This window comes from Neorhizobium sp. T6_25, assembly GCF_002968555.1.
Classification (GTDB): Bacteria; Pseudomonadota; Alphaproteobacteria; order Rhizobiales; family Rhizobiaceae; genus Neorhizobium.
Genome location: NZ_PVBL01000025.1, coordinates 87544 through 106145 on the forward strand (window position 1 = coordinate 87544; position 18602 = coordinate 106145).

General features: G+C 61.0%; 17 protein-coding genes and 3 pseudogenes. 14 read left to right on the forward strand and 6 right to left on the reverse strand.

All coding sequences use genetic code 11. The features are described from left to right. Window positions 1–2: 2 nt before the first annotated feature. The 5 genes from C5L10_RS26260 to C5L10_RS26280 are packed head-to-tail and all read left to right on the forward strand — an operon-like array spanning window position 3 to window position 5240. Window positions 3–1559, forward strand: a complete 1557-nt coding sequence (locus C5L10_RS26260; protein ID WP_105432084.1) for an ABC transporter substrate-binding protein — start codon at window positions 3–5, stop codon at window positions 1557–1559. 55 nt (window positions 1560–1614) lie between these two features. Then, window positions 1615–2622 carry an ABC transporter permease gene (locus tag C5L10_RS26265; RefSeq protein WP_105432063.1) on the forward strand — a complete coding sequence of 336 codons (1008 nt, stop codon included), beginning with the start codon at window positions 1615–1617 and terminating at the stop codon, window positions 2620–2622. Beyond that, window positions 2619–3515, forward strand: a complete 897-nt coding sequence (locus C5L10_RS26270; protein ID WP_172717199.1) for an ABC transporter permease — start codon at window positions 2619–2621, stop codon at window positions 3513–3515. The genes C5L10_RS26265 and C5L10_RS26270 overlap by 4 nt, the downstream gene beginning before the upstream one ends. A 13-nt stretch (window positions 3516–3528) precedes the next feature. Next, complete coding sequence (locus tag C5L10_RS26275; protein ID WP_105432064.1) at window positions 3529–4416, forward strand: ABC transporter ATP-binding protein; 888 nt, start codon at window positions 3529–3531, stop codon at window positions 4414–4416. Next, complete coding sequence (locus C5L10_RS26280; RefSeq protein ID WP_105432065.1) at window positions 4413–5240, forward strand: ABC transporter ATP-binding protein; 828 nt, start codon at window positions 4413–4415, stop codon at window positions 5238–5240. Before C5L10_RS26275 ends, C5L10_RS26280 begins: the two co-directional genes overlap by 4 nt. 488 nt (window positions 5241–5728) lie before the next feature. Here the strand turns inward: C5L10_RS26280 and C5L10_RS26285 are convergent, their stop codons facing one another. The 3 genes from C5L10_RS26285 to C5L10_RS26295 are packed head-to-tail and all read right to left on the reverse strand — an operon-like array spanning window position 5729 to window position 8905. Further along, a complete protein-coding gene (locus C5L10_RS26285; RefSeq protein WP_105432066.1) occupies window positions 5729–6562 on the reverse strand; it encodes a TIGR01459 family HAD-type hydrolase in 834 nt (277 codons plus the stop codon). Then, window positions 6559–7827: an FGGY-family carbohydrate kinase gene (locus C5L10_RS26290; RefSeq protein WP_105432067.1), complete on the reverse strand. Its 1269-nt coding sequence runs from the start codon at window positions 7825–7827 to the stop codon at window positions 6559–6561. Before C5L10_RS26290 ends, C5L10_RS26285 begins: the two co-directional genes overlap by 4 nt. Window positions 7828–7831: 4 nt before the next feature. Continuing rightward, window positions 7832–8905 (reverse strand): class II aldolase/adducin family protein, encoded by a 1074-nt coding sequence (locus C5L10_RS26295; RefSeq protein ID WP_105432086.1) that lies wholly within the window; start codon window positions 8903–8905, stop codon window positions 7832–7834. Window positions 8906–9102: 197 nt separating this feature from the next. Here C5L10_RS26295 and C5L10_RS26300 point away from each other — a divergent pair, with 197 nt between their 5' ends. From C5L10_RS26300 to C5L10_RS35000, 8 genes are all read left to right on the forward strand, one after another. Further along, entirely contained in the window at window positions 9103–9915 is an 813-nt protein-coding gene (locus tag C5L10_RS26300) for a DeoR/GlpR family DNA-binding transcription regulator (RefSeq protein WP_105432068.1), read from the forward strand. Then, window positions 9912–11318 (forward strand): FGGY-family carbohydrate kinase, encoded by a 1407-nt coding sequence (locus C5L10_RS26305; protein ID WP_245448197.1) that lies wholly within the window; start codon window positions 9912–9914, stop codon window positions 11316–11318. The genes C5L10_RS26300 and C5L10_RS26305 overlap by 4 nt, the downstream gene beginning before the upstream one ends. Then, window positions 11315–12886 (forward strand): sugar ABC transporter ATP-binding protein, encoded by a 1572-nt coding sequence (locus C5L10_RS26310; RefSeq protein WP_105432069.1) that lies wholly within the window; start codon window positions 11315–11317, stop codon window positions 12884–12886. Before C5L10_RS26305 ends, C5L10_RS26310 begins: the two co-directional genes overlap by 4 nt. Then, complete coding sequence (locus C5L10_RS26315) at window positions 12883–13866, forward strand: ribose ABC transporter permease (RefSeq protein WP_105432070.1); 984 nt, start codon at window positions 12883–12885, stop codon at window positions 13864–13866. The genes C5L10_RS26310 and C5L10_RS26315 overlap by 4 nt, the downstream gene beginning before the upstream one ends. Before the next feature lie 84 nt (window positions 13867–13950). Beyond that, entirely contained in the window at window positions 13951–14889 is a 939-nt protein-coding gene (locus C5L10_RS26320; protein ID WP_105432071.1) for an ABC transporter substrate-binding protein, read from the forward strand. An 85-nt stretch (window positions 14890–14974) separates the two neighbouring features. Further along, window positions 14975–15868, forward strand: coding sequence for a sugar phosphate isomerase/epimerase (locus C5L10_RS26325; protein ID WP_105432072.1), 894 nt, complete (start codon window positions 14975–14977; stop codon window positions 15866–15868). Between the two features lie 235 nt (window positions 15869–16103). Further along, window positions 16104–16454: a sensor histidine kinase gene (locus tag C5L10_RS26330; RefSeq protein ID WP_311766232.1), complete on the forward strand. Its 351-nt coding sequence runs from the start codon at window positions 16104–16106 to the stop codon at window positions 16452–16454. A gap of 317 nt (window positions 16455–16771) precedes the next feature. Continuing rightward, window positions 16772–17176 carry a GFA family protein gene (locus C5L10_RS35000; protein WP_105432073.1) on the forward strand — a complete coding sequence of 135 codons (405 nt, stop codon included), beginning with the start codon at window positions 16772–16774 and terminating at the stop codon, window positions 17174–17176. Window positions 17177–17240: 64 nt separating this feature from the next. Here C5L10_RS35000 and C5L10_RS26340 read toward each other — a convergent pair. Beyond that, window positions 17241–17659 (reverse strand): annotated as a pseudogene (locus C5L10_RS26340) (transposase); the annotation flags it as partial. Between C5L10_RS26340 and C5L10_RS35005 the strand changes: the two are divergent. Further along, window positions 17658–17831 (forward strand): annotated as a pseudogene (locus C5L10_RS35005) (IS66 family transposase); the annotation flags it as partial. The pseudogenes C5L10_RS26340 and C5L10_RS35005 overlap by 2 nt on opposite strands. Before the next feature lie 72 nt (window positions 17832–17903). On the opposite strand, the pseudogene C5L10_RS26350 reads toward C5L10_RS35005, so the two are convergent. Beyond that, a pseudogene (locus tag C5L10_RS26350) lies at window positions 17904–18221 on the reverse strand (helix-turn-helix domain-containing protein); the annotation flags it as partial. Next, complete coding sequence (locus C5L10_RS34505) at window positions 18179–18475, reverse strand: type II toxin-antitoxin system RelE/ParE family toxin (protein ID WP_245448199.1); 297 nt, start codon at window positions 18473–18475, stop codon at window positions 18179–18181. The gene C5L10_RS34505 and the pseudogene C5L10_RS26350, both read right to left, overlap by 43 nt. Window positions 18476–18602 lie beyond the last annotated feature (127 nt).

Here is an 18602-nt window from a genome sequence, read left to right on the forward strand (position 1 = left end):
ACATGCTCACCTTGAATAAACGTCAACTTCTGATCGGTGCTGCAGGGATGACCGCTGCTGCGACACTGCCGCGCCTTGCCAATTCGGCCGGCAAGAACATCATGGTCCTGGCCAGCACGGTCGATATCCCGAATTTCGACCCGCATGTGGCAACCGGCTACGCGCCGCAATGGCTGTTCCGCAATACCTACGATCCGCTGGTGCGCGTCGTCGCCAACCCGCCTGTTCCTGCGCCGGGCCTCGCCAAGAGCTGGAAGCAGTCTGAAGACGGCCTGACCTACACGTTCGAAATCGACAGCAATGCCACGTTTCATGACGGCACGCCGGTCACCGCAAAGGACGTCGAATATTCCTTCGCCCGCCTGCTGCGCCTCGCCAAGGGTCCGGCCTGGATGGTCTCCGGCATTCTCGACCCGAACAGCGTCAAGGCGACCGGCGAGATGACGGTGACGATGACGTTGAAGAAGCCGTTCGCGCCGCTTCTCTCCGTCCTGCCGTGGATGTTCATCGTCAATTCCAAGGTCGTCGAAGCCAACAAGGGCACCGATGATGGCCAGGCCTATCTGCTTGCCAACACGGCCGGTTCCGGCGCTTTCAAGATGGGCCGCGTCAAGCCGGGTGATCTCTACGAACTGATCCGCGTTGACACCGACTGGCACAAGGGCGGCAATCTCAACGGCGCGATCTGGAAGATCGTCCGCGAGGCCTCGACCGCCCGCCTGATGCTCCAGCGCGGTGAGGTGCATTTCGCACTCGATATGTTCGCGGAAGACATGGACGCCATCAAGGACATGCCCAAGGTCGTGCGCATCATGGAGCCCGACTACCGCACCTTCACCATCAAGATGAACACGGCCAAGGGGCCGCTTGCAGACAAGAACCTACGCAAGGCGGTGTCCTATGCCTTCAACTACAAGGGCATGCTGGATGCGGCCGGCCCGGCACAGCTGATGAAAAGCCCGCTGCCGGTCGGCATCTTCGGTTTCGATCCCGACCAGAAGGGCTACGACCAGGATATGGCGAAGGCGAAGGAATATCTCGCCAAGTCCAACTACAAGGACGGCGGCATCACGCTCTCAATCCACCATGCAGCCGGCTACGAGAACCAGCGCCGCTGGTGCCTCATCATGCTGGAATCGCTAAAGGCGCTCAATATCAACCTCGACATCCGCGCCATGACCTGGCCGGACACGGTGGCCATGGCCCGTTCCCCGGAAACCATGGTCGATTTCTACTCGATCTTCCAGTCGCCGAATTATGCCGATCCGGACAATACCGCGTTTGCCGCCTATCATTCATCGCGTAATGGCCAGTGGCAGAACCCGGTCTACAAGAACCCCGAGGTCGACAAGCTGATCGAAGACGCCCGCGCCGAAGTGGACAAGACCAACCGCGCCGAACTTTATAAGAAGTTCCAGGCCGTCATCGTCGAGGATGCGCCTGACATCATCGGCATTCTTGAACTCCGGAAGTTTGCAATGCGCGACAACGTGAGGGACTATGTCTTCAGCCCGGTAGCCGCCAATACGATGGAAATCTGGCCGCTGTCGATCGCCTGACCCCTTGCCGCCGGCGGGGTTCCGATACGGAGGCCCGCCGCTCCGGAGTTTGCGAATGCTGCTTTACATTCTGCGCAGGCTCGTCCTGCTCGTGCCGATCTTGCTCGGCCTGACCCTGTTGCTTTTCATCGTGGCACGTATCCTGCCCGGGGATCCGGTCGGCCTTGCCGCCGGCCCGAATGCGACACCGGAACTGATTGCGCAGATGAAGCGCGAATTCGGTCTGGATCAGCCTCTGCCGTTGCAATACTGGAATTACCTGACCGGCCTGGTCTCCGGTAACTGGGGCATGTCGGTCTTCACCCGGCGCCCGGTCTTTGCGGATATCCTGGAATACCTGCCGGCGACGATCGAACTTGTCTTCGCATCGCTCTTCATTGCGGTCGTCATAGGCATTCCACTCGGGCTGCTGACGGCCGTCTACAAGAACGGGCCGCTCGACTACGCGACCCGCACGGTGGCTCTCGGCGGTATCGCCATGCCGCGCTTCTTCCTCGGCCTTCTCCTGCAGATGGCGTTTGCCGCATGGCTCGACATCCTGCCGCTGTCCGGTCGCTATCCGTTGATCGAAAGCCCGCCGCACCATGTCACCGGCCTTTACACGATCGACGCCCTGATCGCCGGTGACTGGCCCGCCTTCCAGATCGCGCTGTCGCATCTGGCGCTGCCGGCGATCGCTATGGCGCTTTCCCCGCTTGCCACCATTATGCGGATGATGCGCTCCTCGACGATCGAGGTGTTGCAGCGGGATTATGTCATGACCGAGCGGGCGCTTGGTCTCTCCAACCGGCTGATCCTCTTCAAATACGTACTCAAGAACGCCATGACCTCGACGCTGACGGTCATCGGCCTCTACGTCTCTTGGCTGCTCGGCGGCACGGTGCTGGTCGAGACTGTCTTCGACTGGCCGGGCCTTGGGCTATATGCCACGCAGGCGATCCTCACCCAGGATTTCATGCCGGTAATCGGCGTGACGCTTGTCATCGCCATCATCTATCTCGTCGCAATGCTTGTCGTCGACCTCCTTTACGGCGTCTTCAACCCGAAGGTACGCTACGCATGACCATGACGCCCATCGCTATTCCCAAGCGCTCCCATTCTGCACGGCTCGAAAACTGGAGCCGCGCTTTCTATCGCTTCCGACAGAGCTGGCTGTCGATCGTCGGGCTTGCGATCGTCGTCCTGCTGGTGGTCATCGCCGTCTTCGCGCCCTGGATCGTGCCGTATCCGGAACATGTTGTTGGCGGCACCAATACCGGGGCGAGGTTCCAGCCACCGTCGGCAAACGCCTGGTTCGGTACCAATGCGCTGGGACAGGATATGTTTTCGCTCGTGCTGGTCGGCTCACAGGTCTCGCTATTTTCCGGCCTTGCTGTGGTCTTCATCGCCATCGTCGTCGGCACGGCCGTCGGCGCCATTGCAGGTTACTTTGGCGGATGGGTGGATGAGGTCCTGATGCGCATCACCGACCTGCTGCTCACCATTCCAAGCCTCATCCTTGCCATGGCGGTGGCGGCGGCACTGGGAACCGGTGTCTGGAACATGATCATCGCCATTTCGATCACCTGGTGGCCGGCTTATGCCCGCCTCGTGCGTGGGGAGGTGATCGTCAAGAAGGAAGAGCAGTTCGTCATCGCAGCCCACGCGCTCGGCGCCAACTGGCTGCGCATCCTCGGCAAGCACATCCTACCGAACATCGTCTCGCCGATCGTCATCAAAGCCTCGCTCGACATGGGCTTTGCGATCCTGACCGTCGCCTCGCTCGGCTTCGTCGGCATTGGCGTTAAGCCGCCGACGCCGGAATGGGGCACGCTGCTGTCCGGCGCGCGCAGCTACATGCCGGATTATTGGTGGACGGCGGTCGCGCCGGGTATCGCTATTTTCCTCGCGGTCCTTGCCTTCAATCTTCTCGGTGACGGGTTGCGTGACGTGCTCGACCCGAAGGCGCGGCGATGAGGGGAGGGATAAGATGACACTTCTCGACATAAAGAACCTCAATCTCACAATGCGGAGCTACGAGGGCGAGACCCAGATCCTGCATGGTATCGACCTGAAGATCGAGCGCGGCGAGATCTGGGGCATGGTCGGCGAGACCGGCAGCGGCAAATCACTGACCGGCCTCTCGATTTCGCGGCTGATCGCGTCGCCACCCGGGCGTTATCTCGCGGGCTCGATCGAGTTCCAGGGCCGGGATGTGTTGAAGGCGACCGACAAGGAGATGCGGATGCTGCGCGGCCGGCATATCGGCATGATCTTCCAGGATCCGACAACCAACCTCAATCCGGCCTTCCGGATCGGCACCCAGCTCGTCGACGTGGCGCTCCACGCCGGCCATGCGGACCCTTCTGTTCTGGGGCTCGTGGCCGCTGCCTCCCGTGGCGACTTAAATAAGGCGGCCAAGCGCGTCGCCATCGACATGCTCGACAAGGTCGGCATTGCGAAGGCGGCGGAGCGCATCGACGACTACCCGCACCAGTTTTCCGGCGGCATGCGGCAGCGGGTGCTGATTGCCATGGCGATGATCGGCAAGCCAGACCTCCTGATCGCCGATGAGCCGACGACGGCGCTCGACGTCTCGGTGCAGGCCCAGATCCTGCGGCTGATCCACGATCTCGTCGCCGAGCGCAATATCGGCGTGCTGCTGATCACCCACAATCTCGGCATCGTAGCACAGATCTGCAGCCATGTGGCAGTCATGTATCGTGGTCGTATCCTGGAAGCCGGCAAGGTGGACGACGTGCTGAAGCGGCCGGGCCACAGCTATACCCAGGCGCTCTTGAACTCCGTGCCTACTGCGCATACCAAGCGCGGCCAACTTATGGGGCTGAGCGACGCGATGCCGGAGACATCCGCATGAGCCTCGACATCCAGAACGTCAGCAAGATCTTTCCCGGCCCGCGCAAGGGTTTCTTTGGTCGTGGCGAAGGTTTTACCGCGCTCGACGATGTCAGCCTGTCGATCAAGAAGGGCGCGAGCTTCGGGCTCGTCGGCGAATCCGGTTCGGGAAAAACGACGCTGACCCGCTGCATCCTGCGGCTCGAAAGCCTCTCGGCCGGCAATATCCTGTTCGATGGCTCAGATATCCACAAGCTGACGCCGGTTCAGATGCGCCGATTGCGTTCGCGGCTGCAGATCGTTTTCCAGGATCCTTACGCGTCGCTCGATCCGCGCATGACGGTCCATGACATCGTCGCTGAGCCGCTGGTGATCCATGGCGATGTCGTGAACATGACGGCGAGCCGGCGCAGCGAGCGGGTGATGGAACTCCTGCTGCAGGTCGGCCTGCGTTCCGAGCATCTGTTCCGCTATCCGCACGAGTTCTCAGGCGGACAGCGGCAACGCATCGGCATTGCGCGGGCGCTGGCGGTCAAGCCGGAATTCCTGATCCTCGACGAGCCGACCTCGGCCTTGGACGTTTCGGTCCAGGCGGATGTGCTGAACCTTCTGCACCGGCTGCAGGTCGAGCTCGGCCTGACCTACTTTTTCATCAGCCACGATCTCGGCGTCATCCGTTATATCTGCGACGATGTTGCAGTGATCTATCGCGGAAAGCTGGTCGAGCACGGACCGGTCGCCTCGATATTCGACAATCCGCAGAGCGATTATACACGCATGCTTCTGGACGCGATGCCGGATCCCGATCCAGACCGCTCGCCCTTCCGCAAGATCGCTACCGTTTGATCGCTGTCGGATTCGCATGAAATTTTTGAGCAAATGTCGTTACCGTGATCACGAAGCTCTTGGAGGCAGAAGCGGAGATGGAGTGCAAGCCGTTATGCTCGTCATTACGGATTCTGGTCGCTAGCTCCGTCCGGGGACAACCTTCAGCTTGAGCGGGTCGATGTTCCCGATACTTTCCGAGCCTGCTGTCAAACAACGACGGCAACGCTGAAGCAATGGCTGGACAGACTGTATGCGATCATTCACGAGGGCGGCGAGAACTTGTCTGGGGTGCCAGCGGCTAAGCCACGCCGGTTTTTAATTCCCGGGCGATCAGCGACTAAGCCAAACAACGAGGCTCATGTCAGCGAAACACAGTTTCAGAATGAAGGTGCCGGAAAGCGAGGACCGACAGAGGTTTAGCGGGTTCATCATTAGCTGCATAAAATCAATAAGGCCTAACCGTCGGCGACTCAGTCGGTGGTCCCAATCCCATCAAGGCGATACAGTCATCTAAAGTGTTCCATTAGAAATGTCGGCTGCCGATCTTTGATCATCATCTCTTCGATTTGTGATGCCGGCAGATCGGCGAGGATCCCGGTTCGGACCAAAACCGAATGCAGTCCCATCTTTTTCGCACCCAATATATCATGGTCGATACTGTCGCCGACGCAGATCACCTGGTCTAAGGGGGGAGGGCCGCAGAGGCGCAAGGCCTCCTCATAGATATCGCGATGCGGCTTACCGAACCAGCGCACCATGCCACCAAGGCGTTCGTAAAGCTGCGCGATGCTGCCTGCTCCCGGCGCGATCGTTCCTTGAACGAGTTTGTGGATGTCAGGATTGGTGCAGATCGCCGGAACATTACGCGCGGCCGCGGGGCGTAACATGTCGGCATACGTATCCATAGATATTCGTTCAGCCTCGCTTCCTGAAATAATCAAAAAATCTGCCTCAGCAAAGGTCTCTACGTGTCGCATCCCCAGCCGTTCGGCTAGATTGCGGTCGCCGCCGCTTGAAATGGTCACGCAACGCGCTCCCTCCGACACTGGCGAACCCTGGCGGGACAACACGGCATAAGCGGCATCACCTGATGTGACAAAATGGTCGAAATTGTCGCGCCGAAAGCCGAGGCTTACAAAGCGACTGGCGTTGTAATCGCCACTGCGGCCCGAATTCGAGAGGATGACCACCGTCTTGTCAGCCGCTTTCAGCCGCTGCAGCGCTTCTACGGCGCCGGGATAGGCACCTTCGTCGTCGCGTAGCACGCCAAACTGGTCAACGAAGAATACGTCATAGGCTTCGATCAGCCGGTCGAGGCTTGTCTGCGAAATGTCTCTCACGAATGCCTCCTTGCTAAAACCAGCGATGCAGTCCCGACCGCAGCTTCCACCGATCTTGCCGGCAAGAAATCGGCCCCGAGTGTTGATCGGCGCATGGCGGTCCAAGCCGGATTGCGGGCGCCACCTCCGACAGTCCGCACCGAACGAAGCGGTGGCGCGCCCAGTGAGCGCAAACGCTCGTAGCCCTGTCGCTCGATCGAGGTCATGCCTTCCAGAATTGCTTGGAAGAATTGGGCGTCGTCTGCCGGGCGCGGTGAAAGACGAGGCGGGTAGGCCGGGTCATTGATCGGGAAACGTTCGCCAGGCTTCAGCAGCGGATAGTAATCGAGGCCGGTCGGGTGATCCGGGTCAAGCCGTGCAGTCAGCGCTTCAAGCTGGTCATCCCCCAGAAGGCCACGAATGACGGCGCCGCCGCTGTTGGAAGCGCCGCCGACCAGCCAGAAATCGAGAATGCGGTGCGCGTAGATCCCATATTCTGCCGCGTTGATCGGATGGCTGGAGGCAAGCTTCAACACCATGGTCGATCCAAGGGCTGTCACGCCGTCGCCGATTGCGCTGGCGCCGGTCGCCAGGAAGGAGGCGCAGCCATCGGTCGTTCCGGCGTGGATCCGGCAGGTGGGCGGAAGGCCAAGCGCCTCGCCGGACGTGCCGACCACGCCCACGGGCTCACCGGCACGTCGCACCTGCGGCAGGCGCTCGATCGGCATGCCCGCCTCGACGATCCACTCCGGCCAGTGCTCCACAACCAGATCGTATCCCGTCTTCAGCGCATTGTTCTCGTCGGTCGTAGCCACGGCAACACCGAGTTGGCTTGCAATCCAGTCCGCCTGGTGCAGGATCATCGCGTCGGGCGAGGCGTGCAGCAGATGGATGGCCCGGGCCAGCGCCGAGTTTGCACCCCGCGCCGGGCTGTCGGCGGGGGAAAGGGCTCCGATCCGCTCGACCACCGCGGAATCCGGGCAGGGATCGTTGTACATCAGCACGCCACCGAGAGGCTTTCTGAGCGCATCGACAGTAAGGACTGTGCCGGACGTCCCGTCGATGGCCAAGCCCTCGACATGGGCGAGCGATGTTGCATTCCGAAGCGCCGCCAGGCATTCGCGAACGCGGCTCCACCAGGCTCCGGGGCTCCGGCTCTCGGCGGGATCCGCAAAGGGGGCGGCCGCAAAACCGACCACATCTCCGTCTGCCGACAACGCCGCAGCCCGTGCGCCCGAGGTACCGAGATCAATTCCGACCGCCACCGCAGGACTTGGAATCGTCATGCCGTCACCGCCCTGCCGCTTTACGATCCAGAGCCTGCCGATACTGCTCGGCCTCCCAGTGGGTCAGCTCGTACTCGGCGTCGGCGCCGATGTAGGCAATTGCGGCGTTGTCGGGGATGCGCGTCACGACGTCGGCGAGGCAGCGGGCCATGACCGCGCCGCCCGGCGTCAGAGTCTCGGACAACAGCACGCCCTTGCCGGGGGCGACCACCATCTTCGGCATCGGCGTGTCACGCTGCTCGTAATCGTACATGAGGTCTGCGATAGAACTCTCCCTGCTCAGGATGCCGATCTTGGCACCCAGGAAGATGACGTGGTCGGGGTAAAGCGATCCGGCGGTCGCGGCCCGCAGGGAGACCGGGTCAAGTGCAACTCGGTGGCTGACGGGATCCTTCGCCGGCTTGAAGCCTGAACCCTCTGAAAGCACGGCCAGGGCATCCATATCAGGCACTCCGTCCTGGCGTGGTGCGATCTCAAGCGCGGCAGTGATCCGCTCGATCCGGTCCGCAACCTCCTCGACGGTGCTGCCGCAAACGATGATTCCGTGGTTGAACAGCACCAATACATCCGGATGCGTGTCCGCCACCTTCTCGATCTCGCGCGCTAGCGGCACGCCCGGCCGACGATAGGGGATGGTTGCCCAGCTGAGGTCGGGAACGCTCGCCATCCGCGTCGCCAATCGCGCTTCCCGGTCTTCCAGCACCGCATGAGCCAGAGTATTGACGCAGTGATAATGCGCCACGACCGGGCTTTGCAACGCTGCGTGGAAGCTTGCCTCGATCGATGGCCGCAGGTTACCAGCGTTGAGAGAGCCAACCACGAAATCCGTGGCCTTTTCGGCGCGTGGATCGCCGACACGCAGGGCCTCGACAAGCGGCGCCACTTCGACCGGCACCATGATCTCCTTCACACCCGCTTCGGAAAGCCAGGTGCCCGAGGCCTTTACCCACATCACACCATCCTGCTTAAAGGAGGTGTTGCCGCCTGCGCCCTGGGTCTTAAGGATGTCGCTGCCGATCCGGCGCGATAATGCAAGAAAGTGCTCGAAGCCTTCCGGCCGAGAGATTTGTGCTGGCATGTCATCCTCCCGTTCGCCCATGCAAACCCTCGACGCTGTCGAAATGCTGCACTGCATGATGCAAGTTTGGCACCATTGTTATTGGTATGAGGATATTACGTCAACAATGATGTATTTCCTTCGCATCCCTTGCGGTTCGCAAATCAGTATGATTATAGTCGATCATCAATGCCTGAGGAGCATTGGGAGGATATCGTTTGAGCGACGCGGATCGGCATAGGATTATCATGGACTTGTTGAGGGAGCGTCCCTTCGCCTCCGTGCGTGATCTGCAGGAGCGCCTTGGCGTATCCGCCGCCACGATCCGCCGCGACATCGACAAACTGGACGAGATCGGCAAGGCGCGGAAGGTTTATGGCGGCATTTCCGCCAGCGAAGGCGCCAGCACTCACCGCATCGCGGCGCGCTCCTACGACGAGAACCGCGACATTGCCGTTGAAGCCAAGCGCGCGATCGCCGAGATGGCGGCGAGCATGGTCCGTGACGGGGATTCTATCATCGTCCACGCTGGTTCGACCTGCTATCAGCTCGGCCTGCTGCTGGCGCGCCGCAACGTGAGGATCTACACCAATTCCATGCCGCTTGCGGCCTATCTCGGCGAAAACGGCACATGCCAGCTGACGCTTGCCGGGGGTGACCTGTACCGAGAGCCGCGGATTATTCACGACGCAACCGCCGGCGCCCCGAATTTCTTCGCCTCCCGCTTCTTCGTCGGCACGCAGGGCATTGCCGGGGAAGGCTTGCTCGAATCGCACCCGCTGCTGGTCAAGGTGATCTCCGAGCTTGCCAGCTGCGCGGACGAGATCGTCCTCCTGGCCGATAGCCGGAAGATGTCGATCCAGCCGCGCAACCTCGTCCTGCCACTGTCGCGCATCGGCACCATTGTCATTGACGATGGCCTTTCCGATGCCAATGCCAAGATGCTGGAGGATGCCGGCGTCACTATCCTGATCGCCAACGCGGGCGCAGCGGTCACGGCCGGACTGTCCGGGCACGGAGGCACCCAGTGACCGCTGCGCATTCCGCACCCGGCATTGCCGTCTTTGATTTGGGAAAGACGAACTCCAAGCTTCTGGTGTTTTCCGCGGAGGGAAAGATCATCGCGGAGGCGCGCACCCGGCCGCTGTGGCGGCAGGACGATGGCCTGCGGGTGCTGGACGACGCGCATCTTCTCGACTGGATGCAGGCGCAGCTCGAGGCGGTTGTCGAAAGCCACGGTGTTTCCGGCGTGATGTTCTCCGGCCACGGCTGCACCTTCGCATTGATCCGCGACGGGCAACTCGCAGCCCCGATCCTCGATTACGAACAGGAGCCTCCGGCGGATGTGGCGGCGAGGATCGATGCGCTCGTTCCGGATTTCCCAGACACGTTCTCGCCTAAGCTGCCGCTGGGCTTGAACTACGGCCGGCATATCCTCTGGCTCAAGGATCGCGATCCCTCGCTTCTGGAAAGCACGGATACCATCCTCGCCTATCCGCAGTTCTGGCCATGGCGCCTCTGCGGCCGCGCCATCAGCGAAGTCTCATACCTCGGTTGCCATTCGCACCTCTGGGCGCCGCTCGCCGATGATTACAGCAGCCTGGTCGATACCCAGGGCTGGCGTGCCAAGATGCCGGGGATGGTGCGGGCCGGCGATGCGCTCGGGACCTGGCGGACGAAGACCTCCCGCGACGTTACCGTCTACAACGGCGTCCACGACAGCAATGCCGCCCTCTATTATTACCGCTCGATCGGGCTTTCTGATGTCACGCTCGTGTCTACGGGTACCTGGGTGATTATCTTCAATTCGGCCTGCCCGCTGGATGCGCTCGATCCGGAACGTGACATGCTTGCCAATGTGACGGTCGACCATCAGCCGACCGCCACCATCCGGTTCATGGGCGGGCGCGAATACGAGATCGCCAGCGGCGGCTGGACGAAGTCCCTGGCGCTGGACGCCGTCGTGTCGGTAATCACGAGGGGCATCTTCGCCGTGCCGTCCTTCGCGGCCGGCGGCCCCATGTCCGGCACGGATGGTGGCTTCGTCGGCCCGGTCCCCACGGACGAGGAACGCGCGGCAGCGGCGCTTCTCTACGTGACGCTGATGACCGACCTGTCACTCGACCTGATACGGTCGACAAATGACATCGTCATCGATGGCGGTCTCGTAAAGACCGGGCTGTTCGCCGGCCTGCTGGCCGCCCTCAGGCCAGGCCAGGTGGTACTGACCAGCGCCAATCCGGAAGGCAGCGCTTATGGTGCTGCGGCGCTTGCCTTCGAGCAGGTGGGCCTGTCGCCCTTTGCCAGCGAATGCCGCCCGGCCGAGCCGCTCGTGGTCGAGGGACTAACAGCCTATCGCGATCGCTGGATAGCTCTTGCCGAGAGCCGACGCGGGGAAAATTCTGCGAGAACCTATCGGGAGGTGAGGGGATGACAGCCCAGCAACAGGCCGTTCAGGCAGGCGTTCCCGTGCTAGAGATGCGCAATATCTCGAAGACATTCGGGACGATCCGCGCCCTGGCGAACGTGTCGCTGACCGTGCATGCCGGTGAAGTGCATGCGCTGATGGGCGAAAACGGTGCCGGCAAATCGACGCTGATGAAGGTTCTTTCAGGCGCTTACAAAGCCGATCCGGGTGGTGAAGTGCTGATCGACGGCCGGCCGGCTGTGACCGGCGATCCGATTAAGGCAAAAGAACACGGCATTGCGGTCATCTACCAGGAGCTGTCGCTAGCACCCAATCTGACTGTGGGGCAAAATATGTTCCTCGGCGCCGAGCCGTCGCGCTTCGGCGTAGTCGATCGCTCTGCGACCCGCCGACGTGCGGACCCCATCCTGGCGCGCCTCGGCCTTCACTTCGACACTAACCAGATCGTCGCGAGCCTGTCGCTGGGCGAACGCCAGATGGTGGAAATCGCCCGCGCCCTCACGACCAATGCGCGCATCATCGTGATGGACGAACCGACCACCTCGCTGACGACACGCGAGACCGATCGCCTTTTTGATGTTATCGCCGGCCTCAAGAGCCAGGGCATCGCGATCATCTACATCAGCCATCGGATGGAAGAGATCTACCAGCTGGCGGACCGTGTCAGCGTCCTGCGCGACAGCGGCTATGTGGGTACGCTCGCTCGCACCGACATATCGCCATCCAAGCTCGTGTCGATGATGGTCGGGCGCGACCTCTCGTCCTTCTACAAAAAGGAACACCGCCCGCCGGTCGGCGAACCGAAAGCTATCCTGTCGGTGCGCGGCATCGGCGATGGCCGCCGCGTTCACGACTGCTCCTTCGACGCCCATGCTGGCGAGGTTCTGGGTATTGCCGGGCTGGTCGGGTCCGGCCGCACCGAGCTCGCTCGCCTGATCTTCGGCGCCGACTTAAGGAGAACAGGCAGCGTGGTGCTGGAAGGCCGCGAACTCGTCATCGGCGGGCCTCGCGACGCGATGGATGCAGGCATCGCCTACCTCACCGAGGACCGTAAGGGTCTCGGCCTCTTCCTCGACATGTCGATCAGCGAGAACATCAATGTCGCCGTGATCGGCAAGGATGCGGGGTCCTTCGGCATCCTGGACTTCGCAAGCGCGCGCAAACGGGCAGACAAGGCGGTATCCGATCTCTCCATCCGCACCGGCAGCACCAGCATCAATGTCGGTGCGCTATCGGGTGGCAACCAGCAGAAGGCGCTGATCGCACGGCTGCTGGAGACCCGCCCCAAGGTGATCATCTTGGATGAGCCGACGCGCGGCGTCGACGTCGGCGCAAAGTCCGAAATCTACAGGATCATCGACGAGCTTGCCCGAGACGGCATCGCCATCGTGTTGATCTCAAGCGACCTGCCGGAGATCATCGGTGTCGCCGACCGTGCGCTTGTCATGCGGGAGGGACGGATTGTCGGCGAAGTGCGGTCGTCACCCGGCGCACCAATCGCTCAGGAGGCGATCATGACGCTGTCGACCGGTGCGGTCGGCGCAGCAGGGCAGGAGGAAAGAGCAGGACCATGACAACGATCAACAGCGAAAACAAAGCCACGGACAAGATGAAGCTGCGCGCCACCGTGACTGCTCTCGGAATGTTGCCGGTTCTGGTCATCCTGGCCCTCGGCTTCCACTTCCTCAGCGGGCGCTTCCTGTCCGTCAACAACCTGTCGATCGTCATGCAGCAGGCTTCGATCAACACGGTGCTCGCAGCCGGCATGACCTTCGTCATCCTCACCGGTGGCATCGACCTTTCGGTCGGCTCCATCCTTGCCGCTTCGGCCATGGTCGGCGTGATCGTCTCGCTCTATCCCGAGATCGGCATGCTCGGCGTGCCGGCAGCCATCGGTGTCGGGTTGATGTGCGGGCTGGCGAATGGCGTCATCATCGCATTCCTGAAGCTGCCGCCGTTCATCGTTACCCTCGGGTCGCTGACGGCCATGCGCGGCATAGCCCGTCTGCTCGGCGGAGACACCACGGTATTCAACCCAGACCTGCCGTTCGACTTTATCGGCAATGGCAGCCTATTCGGCATTCCCTGGCTGGCAATCATTGCGCTCGTGACGATCGTAATCTCGTGGTTCATCCTGAAGCGCACGGTGCTCGGTACCTGGATCTATGCGGTCGGCGGAAACATTGAGGCCGCGCGGCTCACCGGGATCAAGGTGCCGCTCGTGCTGCTGTTCGTCTACGCCATGTCCGGCCTGCTGTCAGGCCTCGGCGGCGCGATGTCCGCAGCGCGTCTTTATGCCGCCAACGGGCTGCAGCTTGGCCAAGCCTATGAACTCGATGCCATCGCGGCGGTCATTCTCGGCGGCACAAGCTTTGTCGGCGGCGTCGGCTCTATCTGGGGCACGCTGATCGGCGCGCTGATCATCGCCGTCCTTTCGAACGGCCTCATTCTCGTGGGGGTCTCGGACATCTGGCAGTACATCATCAAGGGTCTCGTCATCATCGTTGCGGTCGGGCTCGATCGCTACCGCTTGAAGGGGCTGAGCCGCACCTGAGCGGCCAAGGGAATCGGAAGTTTCGATCGAAATTTTCGGGCAATGGTGACGCCGGGAGCGTCATGACAAAAGGAGGAAAAGAACATGCGCATGCTTTCCAAACTCATGCTGGGCACGGCAGTTGCCGCGGCTCTCGCCATGCCGGCTTCGTCAAAGGACCTGAACAAGATCGGGATCTCGGTCGGCCTGCTCGGCAACCCGTTCTTCGTCGCTACCATCAAGGGCATTGAAGACGCGGCCAAGAAGATCAACCCGAAGGTCCAGGTTACCTCCGTTTCTGCCGATTACGACCTCAACAAGCAGGTATCGCAGATCGACAGCTTTGTCGCTGCGGGTGTCGACATTATCATGCTCAACGCCGTCGACGCCAAGGCAATCGCGCCGGCCGTCAAGAAGGCCACCGCGGCAGGAGTTGTGGTGGCTGCATTCGATGTGTCTGCGCCGGGCGCCGATGTCACGGTTATGACCAACAACGTCAAGGCGGGGGCGGAAGCCTGCCAATACCTCGTCGACAAGCTCGGCGGCAAGGGCGACGTGGTCATCATCAACGGTCCTTCGTCGTCCTCTATCATCGACCGCGTCAAGGGCTGCAAGGAGACCTTGGCCAGGGCGACAGGGATGAAGATCCTGTCGGACGACCAGAACGGCCAGGGCTCGCGCGACGGCGGTCTGGCCGTGATGCAGGGCCTGCTGACCCGTTTTCCGAAGATCGACGGCGTGTTCGCCATCAACGACCCGACTGGCATCGGCGCGGATCTTGCGGCCAAGCAGCTGAACCGCAACGAGTTCATCATCACAGCGGTTGATGGCGCGCCGGATATCGAAAAGGCTCTTTCGAGCGGCAAGGGCCTTATCAAAGCCTCCGCCTCGCAGGACCCCTACACGATGGCCGGCCAGGCGCTGGAGCTCGGGGTCGATGTTTTGAACGGCAAGAAGCCTGCCGAGCCGGTGGTCCTACTCGATCCGCAGCTGATCACTGCCGAGAACGTCAAAGACTATAAGGGCTGGACGGCCGCGCGCTGATCCAGGTCTTCGATTGATCCGGGCCGGAACTGGTTCCGGCCCGGATCCGCATCCTTTTTCATCTTCTGAAACAATGGTAGCTGCGATGGCTGGAATTGGTGTTCACTCCTACGTCTGGAGCGCTGGATCGTCGAAGGACGAACTCGAGCAGGCGCTGGTCAAGTCGCACGAGCTGGGGTTCGACTTGATCGAATTTTCCTATCTCGATCCGGCCGCAGTGGATGTAAAATGGTTGGCCGGGCGGCTCAAGGCACTGAAGCTCGACGTCGCCATCAGCATGGGACTGCCGCCGGCGGGCGACATCTCCAGCGAAGATCCGGCTGTCGTGGAAAACGGCGTCGAGATCCTCAACAAGGCGATTGCGCTAACGCGCGATCTTGGCGGCACCAAGCTAGCCGGGATACTGAGCTCGGCTCACGGAAAGCAGGAGGCGGCGCTGACGCGGAGGGCATGGGACACTAGCGTCTCTGCCTTTACACGGGCGGCGGAGACTGCGAAATCGGCTGGCGTCACGCTGAACCTGGAGATCGTCAACCGGTTCGAGAGTAACATGCTCAATACAGCGGCGCAGGGCATGGCCTATATTGCCGACGTGGGGGCCTCTAACGTCTTCCTGCATCTCGATACCTTCCATATGAACATCGAGGAGGCCGATGTCGGTCTCGCCATCCGGCATGCCGCTGACAAGATCGGCTATGTTCATATCGGCGAAAGCCATCGCGGTTATCTCGGCACCGGCAATATCGACTTCGCGGCCATCTTCGACGCCCTGGTGGCGATCAGCTGGCAAGATTACGTGACCTTCGAATCCTTCTCCTCCGCTATCGTCGATCGCGACCTGTCGCTGAAGACGGGCATCTGGCGGGACCTGTGGACGAACAACGTGGCGCTCGCTCGCCACGCACGTGCCTTCATCACGTTGGGTCTGGAAACTGCACGGCTGAAGGCAGAACTGACCCGCAAGGCTCATCTGCCATAAGGATACCAGCCGCCGTAGCGGGGCCTATGTCGGGAGCTGCGCTAGACAATTTAACGGTTCTTCGGTCGTTCGGTCATCTAGCTTGAAACGAGGCTAACTGAAATGTCTTATCTTCCGCGCTGTAGGCAATGATATCGGCCGCAACGTGCCACCAGACGCGGAATTCGGTTCATTTCGGCAAGGCCAAGCTATTTGGTTGGGAGAGCGGATCTTTTCCGTAAGATTTGGAATTCCAGTGTCGCAGGACGGGCGGATCAGCTCCGACCACGCCGTCAGTCTTGGCCTCATCGTCACCGAACTTGTCATCAACGCAGTGAAATATGCTTTCCCGGTTCAAAAGCTGCAGGCGGCGGTCCTCGTGTCCTATGAGGTCGGCGGCAGTGACTGGAAGCTGACCGTGTCTGACAACGGGGTTGGCAAGGACGCAACCGCGCCCGCCAGGTCAGGAGGTGGCCTGGGAACTGCGATTGTGACGGCGCTGGGGAAGCAGCTCGGCGCACAGGTCGAAACCAGCGGCGGCGCGGACGGAACCACGGTAGTCATCACCCGCGCCACCTTTAGGTCCCTTCTTCCAGATGCAGCCTGAAGGGCTCCGAGCACTCGGACATTGCCCGTATGATTGATTAGAACAAGCTCTCTTGTTGTCGTCGCAGGGGGCAACTCTGGGCTCCCGGCCCGTTCGCAAGGATTCGTGTGAAGGATCACTCGAATGCAGATCTTCTACATCGTACGCGGTGTTTCCCTCGCACATTGACCAAGTTCGATTGGCCATTCCGAAAAATGCCGCTACGACATTGATGGCAAGAATCCGCTAACAGCGGACGTTCGCTCTCGTTAAAATGATTGTCATGAACCTAGATCAGCGCATAATTTGCGCAGTTTGAGGGCGAAGGGAGAGAGGCAATGGCACCCAGGCTCGGCGGATGTCTATGTGGCAATGTTCGCTATGCCGCCGTTGGCGAGCCAGTGTCGGTCTCGATCTGTCACTGTGCGAGTTGCAGAAAATCTGCCGGAGCGCCATCGGTCGCCTGGGCCGTTTATGCATTGGGTGACTTCAGGATTACCAAGGGGGCGATGACTGTCTACGCGTCTTCGTCGGGGGTCCAACGCGGACATTGCGGAGCCTGCGGGACCTGCCTGACGTTCTACGAACTTGGCGAAGAGACGATCGATATCACCCTTGCAAGTCTGGATGACCCTGATCAGCTTTGCCCAACGAAGGAAATCTGGCTGTCTCACCGGCTTCCCTGGGAGGTGGTCAGCCGTGAGCGCTCAGGATTTGAGGAATGCTCGCCCCCCTCAGATTAGTCTCTCATTCCCGCCTGGCTTCCGAATGTCGCCTAAGGGCCGACAGCAGACTTCAGCCATCTGTTCATCCCGAATAATTCCACGGCAGAAGCTCATCTATGCGACTCTGCCTGTGACCGCTGACGATGGCAGTGAGCGTGGCGGTCAAGTAGGCCAGCGGATCGACGGCGTTGAGTTTACAGGTGTCAACGAGCGAGGCGATAGTCGCCCAGTTCTCTGCTCCGGCATCATGACCCGCAATGAGTGCGTTCTTCCGATTGAGGGCAATCGGGCGGATGGTCCGCTCGACGCCATTCTTGTCGATCTCGATGCGGCCGTCGGTCAGGAAGACACGGAGCCCATCCCAATATTTGGCGATATAGGCGAGCGCTTCGCCGAGCGGCGACTTGCCAGCGACGCGAGCACGATGCCGGTTGAGGCAGTTCCGCAGGTCCGCGATCAACGGAGTTGATCGTTCCTGCTTCCGGCCAGGCGAGCTTCGGCAGCCTATGAACTACGCCCCGTATTCAATGCTCTGATTGCCGATCTGAAGTGGTCAATGAAGCTGTTCATGGACGAGACCCAAGCACCGGTCCCCGATCCTAGCTCTCGCAAAACCAAGAACGGATACTTCGCGGGAAATCTCCGACACAATTGGCAATGTTCTGCAGGCAGTGACATTCTGGGAGGTCCGGAGGGGACGAATACTCCAGACTTCCGTACACCCTCGCGAGAGTAGCTGACGACTTCAGGCAGGGGACGCAACGACCTTCGAAGGTGAAACATCCATTTCGCCGATCAGCCTGCGATATTCCTCCTCCGGCCTGCCATAGGCGTGGTGCGCAAACTTCTCGAGTGCTCCCCTGTTTCGAACGATAACTCTACCGCGTAATGAGGTGATGAAACCATTCCCCTCCAGTACGTGAAGTGCACCGGTGACACTTGGACGACGGACCGCCAGCATGATCGATATGTAATCATGAGCGAGGCCAATCTCGTCCCCGTCCACCCGGTCGTGGCACATCAGAGTCCAGCGCGCCAGGCGTTCGTCGACGTGGTGGAGCGCAGCACGCGGATGATTTCGACTGCGCCGCCGGTGAGCCGATAAAGAGTAAGATACTCGCCTGAGACCAGATGCCGAATACCCGGCGCAATGTCGTCGCGCGCCACTCCCGAGTAAGGGTGTCGTGCGAGATGCTGCCAGCGCGCCTCAATCGCATCGAGAACTCGATCAGCTGCGACTATATTTTCAACGGCAATGCAGGACCAGATTTCGATCAGGTCCTCATCGGCACGGTCCGTGCGGACATTAGAAAGCACGATCGTGTCCCAGGATGTGGTGTAGCTTAGACGACCACGGCTCATCCCAGAGGGCCGGATGAGTGTCAGCTTGCAGCTGGCAGGCTGATGAGTGGATCATCGCTCATAGTGGCGATTGTCTCAAGTG

Bases quoted from the DNA above. Each gene is read 5' to 3' on its own strand.
- C5L10_RS26275 (WP_105432064.1), top strand. From the start codon at position 3,529: ATGACACTTCTCGACATAAAGAACCTCAATCTCACAATGCGGAGCTAC.
- C5L10_RS26310 (WP_105432069.1), top strand. From the start codon at position 11,315: ATGACAGCCCAGCAACAGGCCGTTCAGGCAGGCGTTCCCGTGCTAGAG.
- C5L10_RS26260 (WP_105432084.1), top strand. From the start codon at position 3: ATGCTCACCTTGAATAAACGTCAACTTCTGATCGGTGCTGCAGGGATG.
- C5L10_RS26325 (WP_105432072.1), top strand. From the start codon at position 14,975: ATGGCTGGAATTGGTGTTCACTCCTACGTCTGGAGCGCTGGATCGTCG.
- C5L10_RS26315 (WP_105432070.1), top strand. From the start codon at position 12,883: ATGACAACGATCAACAGCGAAAACAAAGCCACGGACAAGATGAAGCTG.
- C5L10_RS26280 (WP_105432065.1), top strand. From the start codon at position 4,413: ATGAGCCTCGACATCCAGAACGTCAGCAAGATCTTTCCCGGCCCGCGC.
- C5L10_RS26290 (WP_105432067.1), bottom strand. From the start codon at position 7,827: ATGACGATTCCAAGTCCTGCGGTGGCGGTCGGAATTGATCTCGGTACC.
- C5L10_RS26295 (WP_105432086.1), bottom strand. From the start codon at position 8,905: ATGCCAGCACAAATCTCTCGGCCGGAAGGCTTCGAGCACTTTCTTGCA.
- C5L10_RS26265 (WP_105432063.1), top strand. From the start codon at position 1,615: ATGCTGCTTTACATTCTGCGCAGGCTCGTCCTGCTCGTGCCGATCTTG.
- C5L10_RS35000 (WP_105432073.1), top strand. From the start codon at position 16,772: ATGGCACCCAGGCTCGGCGGATGTCTATGTGGCAATGTTCGCTATGCC.
- C5L10_RS26320 (WP_105432071.1), top strand. From the start codon at position 13,951: ATGCGCATGCTTTCCAAACTCATGCTGGGCACGGCAGTTGCCGCGGCT.
- C5L10_RS26270 (WP_172717199.1), top strand. From the start codon at position 2,619: ATGACCATGACGCCCATCGCTATTCCCAAGCGCTCCCATTCTGCACGG.